Consider the following 14,910-nt stretch of genomic DNA (forward strand, 5'->3'; position numbering starts at 1 on the left):
AGCGCCAGCATCCTTCAGGATTACGTCAAACTCGGACTTCTCGCCACCAGCAGCGCCACCCTCAGCAGGAGCAGCAGCAGCTACAGCTACAGGAGCAGCAGCGGATACGCCGAACTTCTCCTCAGCAGCCTTTACGAGCTCGGAAAGCTCGAGAACAGTCAAGTTACCAATTGCCTCTAAAATTTCTTCGTTAGTCATTTTTATTTCCTCCAATTTTAACATTAATTTCTTTTTTAAATATTTTAAGCAGCGGTCAGATTAAGCGGATGCCTGCTCTTCCTTCTGCTTGCGAATAGCGTCAAGCACATTGACGATGCTGCGAACCATGTTGCCCATGATACCAACAGTGTTGGAAACTGGAGCCTGCATGCTGCCCAGCAGCTTGCCGATGAGGACCTCTCTGGAAGGCAGAGAAGCGATAGCCTTAACTTCGTCAGCACTTACTACCTTACCCTCAACGATACCACCCTTGACTACGAGCTTTTCCTCTTCAGCCAGGTTGTTCTTCTTAATGAACTCGCTGATAACCTTTGCAGGAGCAACTGCATCGTCAGCAGAATATGCCATAGCAGTAGTACCCTCGAGGAATGGAATCATATCATCGAGACCTGCCTCCTTGGCAGCAATACGAGTCATTGTGTTTTTGATTACATGGTAGGTAACACCAGCCTTACGGAGTTCTACACGCAGTGCAGTATCCTGAGCAACAGTCAGTCCCTTGTAAGAAGTGATGACAGCACCCTTGGAACTAGTGAGAATTTCTTTTAAGTTAGCAACAATTGCCTTCTTCTGTTCTGTAACAGCCATGAATACACCTCCTTTTTTATAATATAAAGAGCAAAAACGGCCTCCGGCTGATTTACCGGAAGCCGCATATTCATGCGTAAGCATCCGGCCTCGGCAGGCGTCTCCTTTAAATGAAGCCGAAGCTCCATACCTGCTGTCTACAGCCATAGACTATTTTATTATACAGCCCACAAAAAATCAAGCATGTACTACTGGAACACCAGGGCCCATGGTGGAGCTAATGGTGACAGAGCGGATATACTGACCCTTTGCAGCAGCCGGTTTTACTCTAATTAATGTATCCATCAAAGCATTGAGGTTCTCAACGAGCTTATTTGCATCGAAGGAAGCCTTGCCGATAGGGCAATGAACATTACCAGCCTTATCAGTACGGTATTCAACCTTACCAGCCTTGATTTCGCTGATTGCCTTGCCAAGATCCATAGTTACAGTACCGAGTTTAGGGTTTGGCATCAAGCCTCTAGGACCGAGGATTTTACCAAGACGACCAACAGTACCCATCATATCAGGAGTAGCTACAGCGACATCAAAGTCAGTCCAGCCACCCTGGATCTTAGTTACGATTTCGTCGGAGCCAACAAAGTCTGCACCTGCAGCCTCTGCCTCTTCAACCTTTGCGCCCTTAGCAAATACTAATACGCGCTTGGACTTACCAGTACCATGTGGCAGCACGATTGCGCCACGAACCTGCTGATCTGCATACTTAGGATCAACGCCTAAGCGTACATGAAGCTCAATAGTCTCGTCGAACTTTGCAGTTGCAGTCTTCTTTACGAGATCAACAGCTTCCTCAACAGTGTAAACCTTACCAGTCTCAAGAAGCTTTACAGCGTCCTGATACTTCTTACCTGCTTTTGCCATTTCAAAATTTCTCCCTTCGTGGTAATAACGGATTTTCCTCCCACGAGCACGAAATCAGTCATTAGTCAACGATTTCGATACCCATGCTGCGAGCGGTACCCTCGATCATACGAGTAGCAGCTTCAATGCTTGCAGCATTCAAATCTGCCATCTTGGACTCAGCAATCTCCTGAGCCTTTGCGCGAGGCAGCTTTGCAACCTTGTTCTTGTTTGGTTCACCAGAAGCCTTTGCCAGACCTGCAGCCTTCTTCAGAAGTACAGCAGCTGGAGGAGTCTTAGTGATAAAGGTAAAGGATCTATCCTCAAATACAGTAATCTCTACTGGAATGATAAGACCAGCCTGCTTGGCAGTTCTCTCGTTAAATTCCTTAACGAAAGCCATGATGTTAACACCAGCCTGACCAAGAGCAGGACCTACTGGAGGAGCCGGAGTAGCCTTAGCAGCCTCAACCTGCAACTTTACCATCTTTGCAACTTTCTTTGCCATCTTATATACACCTCCTTAAAAGGAAATCAGCTTTTTTCTACCTGATCAAAGTCAAGTTCAACAGGAGTCTCACGGCCAAACATGTCGATAAGAGCCTTAACCTTGCCCTTCTCGTTGTCCACGGAAACAACCTTTGCTGCGTAATTTTCAAATGAACCGGATTTGATTTTAATGACTTCGCCAACTTCAACATCAATATTGACAATAACCTTGGCTTCGCCCATTCCCATCTTGCTGAGGATGTTTTCCATCTCAGCCTCACCGATAGGTGTAGGATCTGTACCGGAACCAACAAATCCAGTAACGCCATCAGTATTTCTTACGTCGAACCATGTCTTTTCGTTGACAATCATCTCGACAAATACATAACCAGGGAAAAGCTTTCTCTTGATTACTTTTTCGACGCCGTTCTTCTTTTCGATCTCATCCTTTACAGGAACAAGCACATTGAAGATTTTGTCTTCCAATCCCAGGGAACTAACTTTTCTCTCAAGATTGGACTTAACCTTATTTTCGTATCCAGAATAGGTATGTACAGCATACCAATGTCTTTCAAGCTTCTTTTCAGATTCCATACACTTGGATGCCCAGCATCCCTACCCTCCAGTCTTAACGTAAAATCAGATTAAACAACCTTGTAAAGAACGTATCGCATATCCAAATCAGAGAGCATACAATGAAAACCGTTATGGATACCACAACAGTATATCTGCCCAGCTCCTCCTTAGTGGACCAGGATACCTTTTTCATTTCAGCCGAAACTTCACGCAAAAACTGCATAGGGTTAAAACCTGAAGACTTCGTCTGAACTGCTGACGCTTTCTCGTTCGTCAATGCATTCACATCCTGTCTAATATTGCAACCCTTACACTCTACTGCTAATTATTTGGTTTCCTTGTGCAGTGTGTGCTTCTTGCAGAACTTGCAATACTTGTTGAATTCGATTCTATCTGGATCGTTCTTCTTGTTTTTGTTGGTCTGATAGTTGCGACTCTTGCACTCAGTGCAGGCCAACGTAACCGCATTGCGCATCGTATGCACTCCTTACTATTGAAAATTATGTACACTTAACAAAATGTCACTAACATAATTTATCATAATATATTCTTAGTGTCAACAGACAAGCTTATTAAAATAAAAATGAAGGACATTTCATTTATGGCATAAATAAAACCCCTTTGGCTAAGGGGCTAAATTTAGTAGTTGGTGGCTGCGAAGAGATTTGAACTCCTGACACTCCGGGTATGAACCGAATGCTCTAGCCAACTGAGCTACGCAGCCATATATATGGAGCTGATAACCAGATTTGAACTGGTGACCTCATCCTTACCAAGGATGCGCTCTACCGACTGAGCTATATCAGCATACCAAGCTTTTGGTTGCGGGAAGAGGACTTGAACCTCTGACCTTCGGGTTATGAGCCCGACGAGCTACCGACTGCTCCATCCCGCGATATTCTGAAGATATAAAATGGTGGGCAGGGATGGATTCGAACCATCGTAGCCTACGGCGACGGATTTACAGTCCGTTCCCTTTAACCACTCGGGCACCTACCCAGTATCTTCACTTGGTGGCGGTTATCACTGAGATACACGCTTATCAGTGCGTCTTTTGTGTTTCCCGCTGACAGGTATATATACTATCATCTTATTTTGAGTTTGTAAAGCACTTTTTTAAAATTTTTATTATTTTTTTCTTTTTGCCCTGTCACGAAGTCTGCGAGACCTGTCATTACGGCCTTTGTGCCCACTTCCCTTTCTGTTGGCATACTTACTTTTTGCCTGTTTTGCCTGCTTTTTTTCCGTCTGCTGTTTTTTCAGTGCAAGCTCCTTTTCCCGTTTTTCTCTCTTTATGCGGGATGCTAAGCTTCTGCTGGAAATATCCTTGGTAATGTGATTTTTGATGCCGGCCTCGATTTTTCTCAGCATATTATACTGGCGGGCATTTACAAAGGTAATAGCTACGCCCTGCTGTCCTGCACGTCCCGTACGACCAATACGATGGATATAGCTTTCCGTATCCTGAGGAATATCGTAATTAAATACGTGAGTTACTCCCTCAATATCTAGGCCCCTGGCAGCTATATCAGTGGTAACCAAAATCTGGAGCTTGGCCTGACGGAATTTCTTCAACACGTTGGTACGCTGAAGCTGGCTAAGCTCACCATGCAATTCATCTGCCAAATAGCCCCGCTTGGCCAAGGTCATGGCCACCTGGGACACACGGGTGCGGGTAGAACAGAATACCATGGCCAAATATGGCTGCTCCTCATTAATAAGCTCACATAGCTTGTCCATTTTGGATGTTTCCATGGTATCCACCACACGCTGTTTAATGGTGTCCAATGTAATATGCTCTGCCTTTATCTCAATATGCTGAACCTGAACCATATAGCGATGGGCCAAAGATTTAATACGGTCCGGCATAGTGGCAGAAAACAGCATAATCTGTCTGTCCTTGGCCATGGTGGAAAGTATTGTTTCCACGTCCTCAATGAAGCCGCGGCGAAGCATTTCATCTGCTTCGTCAAGAACGATTTTATTTGTGGTGGAAAAATTCAGTGTGCGACGGCGAAGATGATCCAGGATTCTCCCCGGAGTACCGATAATAACATGGGGATCACGGCCCAGCTTATGCTTTTGGCGCTCAATATCCTGACCGCCGTAAATCGCCAGGGAACGTACACCAGTGGCCTTATCCAAAATTGCCGCCACCTTGGAAATCTGAATAGTAAGCTCACGGGTAGGGGTGATAATCAAGGTCTGTACATTATCCGCCTGGGTCTTAATCTTGTCATATAAAGGTAACAAAAAGGCCAAGGTCTTTCCAGTACCGGTCTGGGCCTGAACAATAGTGTCACGTCCATTTCTGAGAGCCGGAATGGCCTGCTCCTGAACAGGAGTAGCCTCTCTTATACCAATTTTCTTTAAAGCATCACAGAGGGGCTGTGACACACTTAATTCTTCAAATAATTTCATGATAATCCCTCATATACATATATGCAGATAGCTCCCCCAAATTGGGGGAGCCAATACAACGCTTATTTATTTTCGTACTGTGCAGCCAGACGCTTCTGGAGCTCCTCATCGGCAAGGAAGTCATCGTAAGTAGTAAACTTATCAAATACACCGCCTGGAGTGAGCTCTATAATACGATCAGCTATAGTCTGTACAAACTCATGGTCATGGGATGTAAAGAGCAAGGTTCCCTTAAAGGCAATAAGGCCATCATTAAGGGCAGTGATGGATTCCAGATCAAGATGGTTGGTAGGCTCATCCATCAAAAGAACGTTGGCACCACTGAGCATCATCTTTGACAGCATGCAACGAACCTTCTCACCACCGGAGATAACGGAGGCCTTCTTCAGGCTTTCCTCACCGCTAAAGAGCATACGGCCCAGGAAGCCACGAACAAAGGATTCATCCGGATCCTTGGAATACTGACGAAGCCAGTCGGTCAAGCTCAGTTCGCACCCCTCAAAATACTGGGTGTTATCATTTGGCAAATATGCCTGAGTGGTAGTCACACCCCACTTAAAGGTACCCTCATCCGGTTCCATTTCACCCATGAGAATCTGGAACAATGCAGTCTTGCCGGCACTGTTAGGACCAGTAAATGCTACCTTGTCCCCCTTCTTCAAGGTAAAGCTTACGTTATCAAGAACCTTCTCACCCTCAATGGTCTTGGAAATTCCCTCCACGATAAGGAGCTGGTCCCCGGCCTCGCGGTCAGGAGTGAAGGCAATATATGGATAACGGCGGGAGGATGGCTTAATGTCATCAAGGGTAATCTTCTCCAGTAATTTCTTACGGGAAGTAGCCTGCTTGGATTTGGAAGCGTTAGCTGCAAACCGGGCGATAAATGTCTGGAGCTCCTTAATCTTTTCTTCCTTCTTCTTGTTGGCATCCTTGGCCATCTGCAAAGCCAACTGGCTGGAATGATACCAGAAATCATAGTTACCAACATAAAGCTGAATCTTGCCAAAGTCCACATCTGCAATATGTGTACATACCTGATTCAGGAAATGACGGTCATGGGATACTACAATAACAGTATTTTCAAAATCTGCCAAAAAGTCCTCCAACCACTTGATGGACTCCAAATCCAAATGGTTGGTCGGCTCGTCAAGAAGAAGGATATCAGGATTGCCAAAAAGGGCCTGGGCCAGAAGTACGCGTACCTTCAAATCAGGGTCCATCTCGGACATCATCTTATTATGATGCTCCTCATGGATGCCAAGTCCGTTTAACAGCTTTGCCGCATCAGCCTCTGCATCCCAGCCGTTAAGCTCGGCGAATTCTGCTTCCAGTTCACCGGCACGAATACCATCTTCATCGGAGAAATCAGGCTTAGCATAAATTGCATCCTTTTCTTCCATAATATCTACCAGATGCTGGTTACCCATAATAACTGTACGGATAACATCATACTGATCAAAGGCAAAATGGTCCTGCTTCAGTACTGACATGCGCTCACCAGGAGTAATATCTATGGAACCCTTGGTAGGCTCAATATCGCCGGAAAGCAACTTAAGAAAGGTGGATTTACCGGCGCCGTTGGCACCGATAACGCCATAGCAGTTTCCCGGAGTAAACTTAATGGAAACATCCTTAAAGAGCACGCGCTTACCGAACTGGAGTGTAACACCACTTGTTGAAATCATTGTAAAAAAATCCTCTCTATACTGTTTTAAAAATTACTATATATATTAATCATGAATTTAAGATTGCATGATAATAATCTAAAATACTTTGGCCATAACCAACTCCTGGTACGGCCCAGCGACCATTAAGGTCCTGCCACTGATTAAGGGTATTGTCACCATAAACGCCCCTTACCAGAGAATAACGAGGATCCACCACTGGAGTAGCCGGATTCTTGGTGGAAACATAGGCCAGCAGATGCTGGATATGGGCCCTTACCCCCACCCGTGGGGACTCGAAGAAGGCCCCCTTTACTGTGGCACTGGTGGTTCCAAGACCGCAATAATTATTCTGGGCCGGTATAACCGTACCACCATAGCTGAAAAAGCCCGTTTCCTTTAATGCCTGGGCAAAGGCAATATCAGGACGTATACCCTCCCGGGAAGCCTCCTCATAATAAAAGTTTACCAGTTCCTCCGGAGTGGTATTAAGAAGCGGATTTGGATTGTTCTTCAAAAGGTATCTTACGCACTGCTCCTGAGTTGCCACAGGGCTGCCCATAATATTCATCTCGTTGGATGAGGTTGGCAACACTACCTCTGGCTGCTCCACAGGTGTAGGATGAAGTATCTCCTCTATTCTTTCTGCAAAGCTCTTTTTCTTCTCAGATGAACTGCTCTTGTCAGTAACTACCTTGGTTTTACCATTATTATATGATCTTTCAGTAGAAACTGTAGTTTTTTTAACAGGCTCTGCATTATTATCAGCAACAGTCTTCGCTTCTGTTGCACTACCGCAGCTTAACACTGCCAGCACACCCATGGCACATAAAAAACGGGCACAATTACCTTTAAAAAACACCCCAAAGACCTCCCAATTCCTTTTTAAAGCTCTCATTTTATTTTTCTAAAGCCATTTACTACCTTTAGAATACAGTACAGAATAAGCCCAAAGCATATTCCTGCTGTAAGGCTCCCCCAAAGAGGAACCAGCATCAGAGTAAAAACTCCTGCCAAGATTGATATATTATCATTAATTGGTAAAAATTTCAAATCTGACAGCAAATAGCAGCCTGCCCCAATTACAGAGGCGGCAAAAATGACCGGATAATCCTTCAGCTCCATCATCATAGGACCACAAAACAGTAACAATATCAACAGTATTACTGTAGCCCTCGAGATTTTTCCGGGATTATCACTGCCATAACCACCGGCAACAGACGCCTCAGCCACACTCATGGCGCCCCCTGATAACAGACCTCCCAATAGAGAGCCAAAGCCATTTATTCTCAGCAACTTCTCCTCAGCTTTCAGCATTGTCTTAGCTACAGCCAGACCATCAAAGAGCAAAACGAGGAAAACTACTGCCACCGAAGCTAACAGTTCAAAAAATCTGTCAAAATTAATCTGAAACGCCGTATCTATAAAGCCCTCTGGCACAGAAAAGATATATGCAGGTACTTCAACATAGCCATTTATATATGCCATTACCAGTGCCACCAATAAACCTACTGCCAATCCCTGTGATTTTTTTCTGCTCAAAAAAACCATTACTGCCAAAAAACTTACAATAGTAATTATAACCAAAGGATCGTTTAAGCTTCCCATAGCTGTTACTTGAAATGGATCTCCAATAACCAGACGTCCCATTACAAGTCCTCTGTAAATAAGCAGGATTCCCAACGAAGCAGGAATTGCTGTTTCCAAATATTGGGGCAAAATTGATATCAGCTTACGATGAAGATGAGCATAAACCAAAAATAATATAAGTACCCCAGCAAAAAATGGCACTGTCATGGCTTCCTGCCACGTATAGCCCTGGCATATAACCAAATCATAGCATAAAACACTGTTAATCACTATTCCGGGAGCCACCGCCACTGCAATCTTATAGTATGCAGCCACCACAGTTCCCAGAATTGAACTAAGCACCACTGCCGTATAAGCTCCGTTAAATGGCACACCGGCCCTCTGCCACATCATGGTGACCACCATGATATTTACCAATATCATGGCAAAATTTACGATGCCTGCAATTATTTCTTTAGATACATATTTCTCCATACACTTCACATCGCATAGCACCCATTAACATCATATAAATAAATCAGTCTATAACAAACATGGCTATAGACTGATATACATTACTTATCCATTACTTTGATGGAATTTGGATCATCCTCATCCAAATCCTTGTCCAGCACGTGCTTGCCAAATACTGTAATGGTATAATACAGCCCCACAAAAAATGGCAAATATTCTGCAATAAAACGCCATGATAGAGCAAGAATACCTACTGTACCAGATGGTACGCTTTCACTGAAGAGGTATACAAAACCACCCTCCGCAATACCGGAACCTCCCGGAGTAGGAGAAAAATACAGCAATATGTTCAAAAACATCATGCGCCCCATTACCGTAAGCCAATCCACAGTAACGCCCAAGCCCAGCATAAGAAAAGGGACCACCATGTAAATAAATATCAGGCTTAAACCAGATTCAAAGAAAACCCGGATCATGGATTTAGGCGATGATGCCAGCAAAATTATGGCAGACTTGCTATCTCTGTACATATCCACAAATTTTCTGCTCCACTTTTTGGATAGCTTTCTGGCAATTTTCACTGCTAAATAATCAAATGCATTTTTGCGAATACCATAGGCTGCCACCAACATTAAAATTGTTACAGTACCGGCAACATAAACCATTACCGCATTGGAAACACCCGGCAATATTCCCTCATCGTGAAGGAATATAAATGGCAAGCAGCAGGCCAGAAAAAAAATTGACACCACCGTACGGACCAATGCCAATACAGCGGCCTTTCCACCAGGAACTCCTGCCCTACGCAGAAACATCACCTGTGCTATGGCACCGGCAGCAGCTCCAGGGCCCAGCATGGCCAGAAAATAGTTACCAAAAACCACTTGCACAGCCTGTTTCAAGGTAATATTTTCCCCGGATATTTTTACCATGTGCATTAATCTGGTTCCATCCAATACAAGACCGATGGCCATGGCCAATATTGCCAAGCCAACGGACCAGGGCTGGAACATATATAAATTGGTAATGGTATTAATGTCCACCGTAAAATAAATTACGGCACTGGATATTACCAAAACCAATAGGAATAAGCCTAGTATACGCCCATAAACCTTATTCATTCAGCAACTCCTTAAAAAGAAATCAGCACTATTATACCATTTGCTTTATTTCGTGCCAAATTCTACCTCTATTCCACAAACTCCTCATGACTGGCATAAGCGCTGTGGTTGTGAATGCTTTCAAAATTATCGCAGTCCAGAGCGAACCATTTGATGCCTTCAAGCTGACGAAGGGCAATCACGCCATCTCTTAAAATATCCTCAACAAATTTTGGATTATCGTAGGCCTTTTCCGTTACAAATTTCTCATCCTCACGCTTTAGCAGAGGATAGACCTGACATGATCCCTGCTGCTCCATAAGGGCTACCAAATCCTCAATGAGAATACATTCATGCTCATCATCGAAGGAAACCCTTACATCCATAATACCACGCTGATTATGGGCTCCGTATTCAGAAATTTCCTTGCTGCAAGGGCAAAGAGAAGTATATGGAACCTTCACTCCCAAAGTAAACTGCAAGGGCTGTTCTCTTTTCATAACACCATCAAAGAAGCAGTCCACATCCAAAACTGATTTTCTCTTGCTAACCGGCGCAAAGCGATCCACAAAATATTTAAACTCAATGTGAATAGCCGCTGTTTCCGCCTGTAATTTATCCATGGCCTCTTTCAAAATATCAGCCATTTCCACCTCTGCAATAGGCAGGCGGGTCCATTTGTTCAGAATCTCCTGGAATCGGCTCATGTGGGTACCCTTATATTCCATTGGCAGAGAAACGGTAAAGCTAATATTTGCCAAAACCTGCTGATAATCCCCCTCCTTTGTTTTTATCAAAAGAGGAAGATGTGCATCCCTGATACCCACCTTCTGAATGGCAATACCGCGGGTATCTGTACTATTTTGTACGTCCTTCATAAATACACCTATTACATATTCTCATATTCAACGGGGTCAACTACACCGGCCTCTTCAAACCCACGAAGTCTCAGCTTACAGCTGTCGCAGACACCACAGGCCTTCTCGCCGCCTTTGTAACAGCTATGGGTAAACTGCAATGGGGCCCCCAGCTTACTTCCCAGCTGAACTATTTCCTTCTTGGAAAGATCCTGCAAAGGAGTTTCTATCTTAATATTACGTCCATCGGCAGTCCCGGCTTTAGTAGCCAGATTAGAAGTCTTTTGGAAGCTGGCAATAAATTCCGGGCGGCAGTCCGGATAGCCGGAATAATCCACTGCATTCACACCGATATATACATGGTCTGCACCAATAACCTCAGCATAAGCCATGGCATAGCTGAGAAAAATCAAATTACGGGCAGGTACATAAGTGACCGGTATATCATTTGCCCCATGCTGAAAGTCCCCGTCCGGAACCTCAATTTTACTGTCTGTAAGGGCAGAACCTCCGATTTCCTCCATATTAGTTTCTATAATAAGGTGCTTTTTCACGCCGTAGAATTTGGCAACCTTCTTGGCACCCTCCAATTCAATGTTATGTCTCTGATGGTAATTGAAGCTGATGGGATAAACCTCCATGCCCTTTGATTTGGCCACTGCCATACATACGGTAGAATCAAGACCACCAGAAAGTAAAACAACTGCTTTTTCCATTAACAAACGCCCTCCTTACCCGACGCAATGCAGCTTACGAATAGCCTCAGTTATATCCTGTGCCTTATATACCGCTGAACCAGCCACCAATACATCGGCCCCGGCCTCCGCCAGTGCCTTGCAGTTGTCCACGGTAACACCACCGTCCACCTCGATCTCGGCCTTGCTTCCAGCCTTGACTAGCATCGCCTTTAAGCGGGCAATTTTATCCAATGAATTAGGAATAAACCTCTGTCCACCATAGCCTGGATTTACGGACATAATAACAATCATATCAAGATCAGCCAACAGCTCCTCCACCATTGAAAGAGGAGTCCCCGGATTAAGGCATATACCAGCCTTACAGCCAGCAGCCTTAATGGCCTGTAATACTCTATGAGGATGTTTTGCGGCCTCCACATGGAAGGTTATAATATCCGCCCCTGCTTTGGCAAAGGACTCAATCTGAGTATCCGGATACTCTACCATGAGATGTACATCAAATACAGCATCAGTCACAGGGCGAATAGCCTTCACAATCAAGGCACCCAAGGTAATCTCCGGTACGAAGGTACCATCCATAACATCTATATGTACATAATCAGCACCTGCTGTAATAACCTTTTCAACCTCCTGAGCCAAATTGGCAAAATCAGCAGATAAAATTGATGGCGCAACTTTAGTCATCAATATGCCTTCTTTCTCTCTAAAATACTTTGCAATATATTCAAATACGCATCATAACGCTCCTGACTGATAATTCCCTCTGCCAGGGCATTTTTTATACCGCAGTCAGGCTCATGGCTATGGGTACATGTATTATAATAGCACTTTTCTATTAATGGTCTGAACTCCGGGAAATAACCAGCCAAAAGACTTTTGTCAAGATGCTCCATCTCAGCCGCACTAAAGCCCGGAGTATCCACTACGATACCGCCGCTGGCAACTGGCAACAGACAGGCCGCTCTGGTGGTGTGCTTACCCCGCTTTATTTTTTCAGAGATAACCCCAGTAGCAAGGGACAAATTGCTGTCAATAGCATTGAGGAGAGAGGACTTTCCCACCCCTGAAGGTCCTGCAAAGGCAGTAACCTTCCCCTTCAGCAAGCTCCTGATTTCCTCGATTCCCTGCTTTTCATGAGCTGACGCAAAAATAACTTTGTAACCGGCAGCCACATAAGGCTTAACGAACTCCTCAGCAGAAACAGGCAATAAATCAGTTTTATTAAGACAAATTACAATTTCCGGAATATCCGACCACTCTGCCAGCACCAAAAAACGGTTTAACAGCAGCGAATTAATATCCGGCTCCTTAACCGCAAAGGTTATGATCACCTGATCAATATTGGCAACAGAAGGCCTATGGAGAAGCGTTTTTCTGGGCAGCCTTTTTTCAATAACGCCGGTACCATCATCCAAAAGCTCGTACTCCACCATATCACCGGTCACCACGGAGCCCTTTATTCTTTTTATCCTGCCACGAAGACGACAGGACAAAAGCTCTTGATTCTGAGTAAGCTCCCTGCCATCTTCAAGCACATAATAAAATCCGTTATATGTTTTTATAACCTGACCTGTTGGCATTTATATATCCTTTACAATTTAAATATAACTACGGTTTTACAACTTCTTCCGGAGATGTTTTCTGAGTTTTCTTCTCCGGATCTGTTGGCTTGGTTGTAGTTGGGGCGGCCTGTCCGCTGGAAACAATAATATTTACAGCACCGCCTTCCTTTACCTCGGAGCCTGCTGCCGGTGACTGGCCAATAACAGTGCCCCTTGACTGGGAACTTGACTTTTCCGTAACAGTGCCAAGCTTCAGCTTATTTGCTGCCAGATTGGATTTTACACTGTCCACAGACATACCAGTATAATCCGGAATGGTCACTCCAGTCTTCTTAGGCCCCTTGCTGACAGTAAAGTCTACGGACTGGCCCTTGGTAACCTTGGAACCATTAACAGGGTCCTGCTTCAAAACCGTTCCTGCCGGTTCATCGGATTCTTCCTCATAGACCGCACCGATTTTCAGTCCCATCTTGTTTAGCTTGGCTTCCGCATTGGACCTTGACATGCCCTTCAAATCTGGCATAGTAAGCTCCTCACCGCCCTTGCTAATGGTAATCGTAACCTGGCGCTGCTCCTTTACCATCATCCCTGCCTCAGGATACTGGGACACCACCTGTCCTGCCGGAACATTGGCATCATAAGTCTCTGCTACCTTAACCCGCAGATTCTTTTCCTCCAGCATCTCACGGGCAATCTCCACCTGACGTCCTACCACATCTGGAACTTCCACCTCTACGGAGCTCCAGAAATTTCCAAAGGACAGGAAGGACCCTGCAAAGAATCCTAATACCAAAATCAAGACCAAGCCAAAAATAAACTTTTTGGACTTAAGCATTTTCTTGAAGGAACCCTCATCCTCCTCACCATCATCCTCGTACTCCCCATCATAATCGTAATCATAATCATGAGAGCTGTACTGCTGAGGCTGATTCTGCTGAAGCATATCAGGGGTAACACGAGGAATAACCTGGGTTGCAAAAGGATCATTTGATGGCTGCGGTGCATTCACAACTACCCCAGTGGATTTGCCCTGAATCATGGACAGTGCCTGCTCCAGATCCATGTACATATCTGTGCTGGTAGGCCGCAGCATAGGATCCTTGTTCATTGCCTTCTGTACAATGGCCTCTAAAACTGCCGGTACAGATGGTTTAATCTGACGAATAGGTACCGGCTCCTCCTGCAAATGCTTCAATGCAATGCTGACAGAGGTTTCGCCGTTGTATGGCAATGTGCCGGTAAGCATCTCATACAGCACCACGCCAAGAGAATATACATCTGACTTAGTAGTAATAGCGGTGCCCTTTGCCTGTTCAGGAGAAAAATAATGGACAGAGCCCATAACATTTCCTCCATAGGTCATCGTAGATGAAGAAACTGCTCTGGCAATACCAAAATCTGTAACCTTGATGTGACCATCACCCATAATCAAAATATTATGGGGTTTAATGTCACAATGTACCAAATCATTCTTATGGGCAGCCTCAAGAGCACACGCCAATTCCTTGGCTATGCGGGCAGCTTCCTCAGGCTCCAGACATCCCTTTTCCTGAATATATTCCTTAAGGGTCTTGCCAGCCACATATTCCATAACAATAAAATGACTGCCTTCATCTTCCCCCACATCATATATATTAACGATATTCTGATGGGTCAGCTTGGCTGCACCCTTGGCCTCACGATGGAATTTCTCTATAAATTCGGCATCATTAGCAAACTGCGCATGAAGGATTTTTACAGCAACAGCACGATCCAACAGCTTATCATGAGCTCTGTATACATCAGCCATGCCGCCGCCACCGATATGTTCCTGAATTTCATATCGTCTTGCTAAAACGCGTTCTATCATGCCA

The 14,910-nt window shown here is 44.8% G+C and carries 16 protein-coding genes, 4 tRNA genes, 1 pseudogene and 1 other annotated feature; all 21 genes and pseudogenes read right to left on the reverse strand.

Going from position 1 to position 14,910, the window contains the following annotated elements; genetic code table 11:
• Positions 1-198 (reverse strand): annotated as a pseudogene (rplL, locus tag ACKI5G_RS11565) (50S ribosomal protein L7/L12); the annotation flags it as partial.
• Positions 199-258: 60 nt separating this feature from the next.
• The gene (gene rplJ / locus ACKI5G_RS11570; protein WP_407400520.1) at positions 259-807 is read right to left on the reverse strand and encodes a 50S ribosomal protein L10; all 549 of its coding nucleotides are present in this window, start codon (positions 805-807) and stop codon (positions 259-261) included.
• 22 nt (positions 808-829) lie between these two features.
• Positions 830-968 (reverse strand) — a sequence feature (ribosomal protein L10 leader region).
• Between the two features lie 16 nt (positions 969-984).
• A complete protein-coding gene (gene rplA, locus ACKI5G_RS11575; RefSeq protein ID WP_027398042.1) occupies positions 985-1,668 on the reverse strand; it encodes a 50S ribosomal protein L1 in 684 nt (227 codons plus the stop codon).
• 61 nt (positions 1,669-1,729) lie between these two features.
• The gene (rplK, locus tag ACKI5G_RS11580) at positions 1,730-2,155 is read right to left on the reverse strand and encodes a 50S ribosomal protein L11 (RefSeq protein ID WP_027398041.1); all 426 of its coding nucleotides are present in this window, start codon (positions 2,153-2,155) and stop codon (positions 1,730-1,732) included.
• A 26-nt stretch (positions 2,156-2,181) separates the two neighbouring features.
• The gene (gene nusG, locus ACKI5G_RS11585) at positions 2,182-2,730 is read right to left on the reverse strand and encodes a transcription termination/antitermination protein NusG (RefSeq protein ID WP_027398040.1); all 549 of its coding nucleotides are present in this window, start codon (positions 2,728-2,730) and stop codon (positions 2,182-2,184) included.
• 34 nt (positions 2,731-2,764) lie between these two features.
• Complete coding sequence (gene secE / locus ACKI5G_RS11590) at positions 2,765-2,935, reverse strand: preprotein translocase subunit SecE (protein WP_071997220.1); 171 nt, start codon at positions 2,933-2,935, stop codon at positions 2,765-2,767.
• Between the two features lie 102 nt (positions 2,936-3,037).
• Positions 3,038-3,187: a 50S ribosomal protein L33 gene (rpmG, locus tag ACKI5G_RS11595; RefSeq protein ID WP_027398039.1), complete on the reverse strand. Its 150-nt coding sequence runs from the start codon at positions 3,185-3,187 to the stop codon at positions 3,038-3,040.
• A 172-nt stretch (positions 3,188-3,359) separates the two neighbouring features.
• Positions 3,360-3,436, reverse strand: a tRNA-Met gene (locus ACKI5G_RS11600).
• 7 nt (positions 3,437-3,443) lie between these two features.
• A tRNA-Thr gene (locus ACKI5G_RS11605) sits at positions 3,444-3,519 on the reverse strand.
• A gap of 12 nt (positions 3,520-3,531) precedes the next feature.
• Positions 3,532-3,607, reverse strand: a tRNA-Met gene (locus tag ACKI5G_RS11610).
• Between the two features lie 19 nt (positions 3,608-3,626).
• Positions 3,627-3,711, reverse strand: a tRNA-Tyr gene (locus ACKI5G_RS11615).
• Positions 3,712-3,840: 129 nt separating this feature from the next.
• Entirely contained in the window at positions 3,841-5,133 is a 1,293-nt protein-coding gene (locus ACKI5G_RS11620) for a DEAD/DEAH box helicase (RefSeq protein ID WP_407400524.1), read from the reverse strand.
• A 62-nt stretch (positions 5,134-5,195) separates the two neighbouring features.
• The gene (locus ACKI5G_RS11625) at positions 5,196-6,818 is read right to left on the reverse strand and encodes an ABC-F family ATP-binding cassette domain-containing protein (RefSeq protein WP_276838067.1); all 1,623 of its coding nucleotides are present in this window, start codon (positions 6,816-6,818) and stop codon (positions 5,196-5,198) included.
• 49 nt (positions 6,819-6,867) lie between these two features.
• A complete protein-coding gene (locus ACKI5G_RS11630; protein WP_407400618.1) occupies positions 6,868-7,620 on the reverse strand; it encodes a glucosaminidase domain-containing protein in 753 nt (250 codons plus the stop codon).
• Positions 7,621-7,691: 71 nt separating this feature from the next.
• On the reverse strand, positions 7,692-8,861 hold the full coding sequence (locus ACKI5G_RS11635) for a hypothetical protein (RefSeq protein WP_407400526.1): 1,170 nt from the start codon (positions 8,859-8,861) through the stop codon (positions 7,692-7,694).
• Between the two features lie 80 nt (positions 8,862-8,941).
• Positions 8,942-9,961, reverse strand: coding sequence for a YbhN family protein (locus tag ACKI5G_RS11640; RefSeq protein WP_407400528.1), 1,020 nt, complete (start codon positions 9,959-9,961; stop codon positions 8,942-8,944).
• A 68-nt stretch (positions 9,962-10,029) separates the two neighbouring features.
• Entirely contained in the window at positions 10,030-10,818 is a 789-nt protein-coding gene (gene folE2, locus ACKI5G_RS11645) for a GTP cyclohydrolase FolE2 (RefSeq protein WP_407400530.1), read from the reverse strand.
• A gap of 11 nt (positions 10,819-10,829) precedes the next feature.
• Positions 10,830-11,513 (reverse strand): 7-cyano-7-deazaguanine synthase QueC, encoded by a 684-nt coding sequence (gene queC / locus ACKI5G_RS11650; RefSeq protein ID WP_407400532.1) that lies wholly within the window; start codon positions 11,511-11,513, stop codon positions 10,830-10,832.
• Between the two features lie 15 nt (positions 11,514-11,528).
• Positions 11,529-12,179 (reverse strand): ribulose-phosphate 3-epimerase, encoded by a 651-nt coding sequence (gene rpe / locus ACKI5G_RS11655; protein WP_407400534.1) that lies wholly within the window; start codon positions 12,177-12,179, stop codon positions 11,529-11,531.
• Positions 12,179-13,075, reverse strand: coding sequence for a ribosome small subunit-dependent GTPase A (gene rsgA, locus ACKI5G_RS11660; RefSeq protein ID WP_407400536.1), 897 nt, complete (start codon positions 13,073-13,075; stop codon positions 12,179-12,181). Before rsgA ends, rpe begins: the two co-directional genes overlap by 1 nt.
• Before the next feature lie 28 nt (positions 13,076-13,103).
• Positions 13,104-14,906 carry a Stk1 family PASTA domain-containing Ser/Thr kinase gene (gene pknB / locus ACKI5G_RS11665; RefSeq protein WP_407400538.1) on the reverse strand — a complete coding sequence of 601 codons (1,803 nt, stop codon included), beginning with the start codon at positions 14,904-14,906 and terminating at the stop codon, positions 13,104-13,106.
• Positions 14,907-14,910: the final 4 nt, after the last annotated feature.

It is taken from the genome of Anaerovibrio sp. (assembly GCF_045637405.1).
Lineage (GTDB): Bacteria > Bacillota > Negativicutes > Selenomonadales > Selenomonadaceae > Anaerovibrio.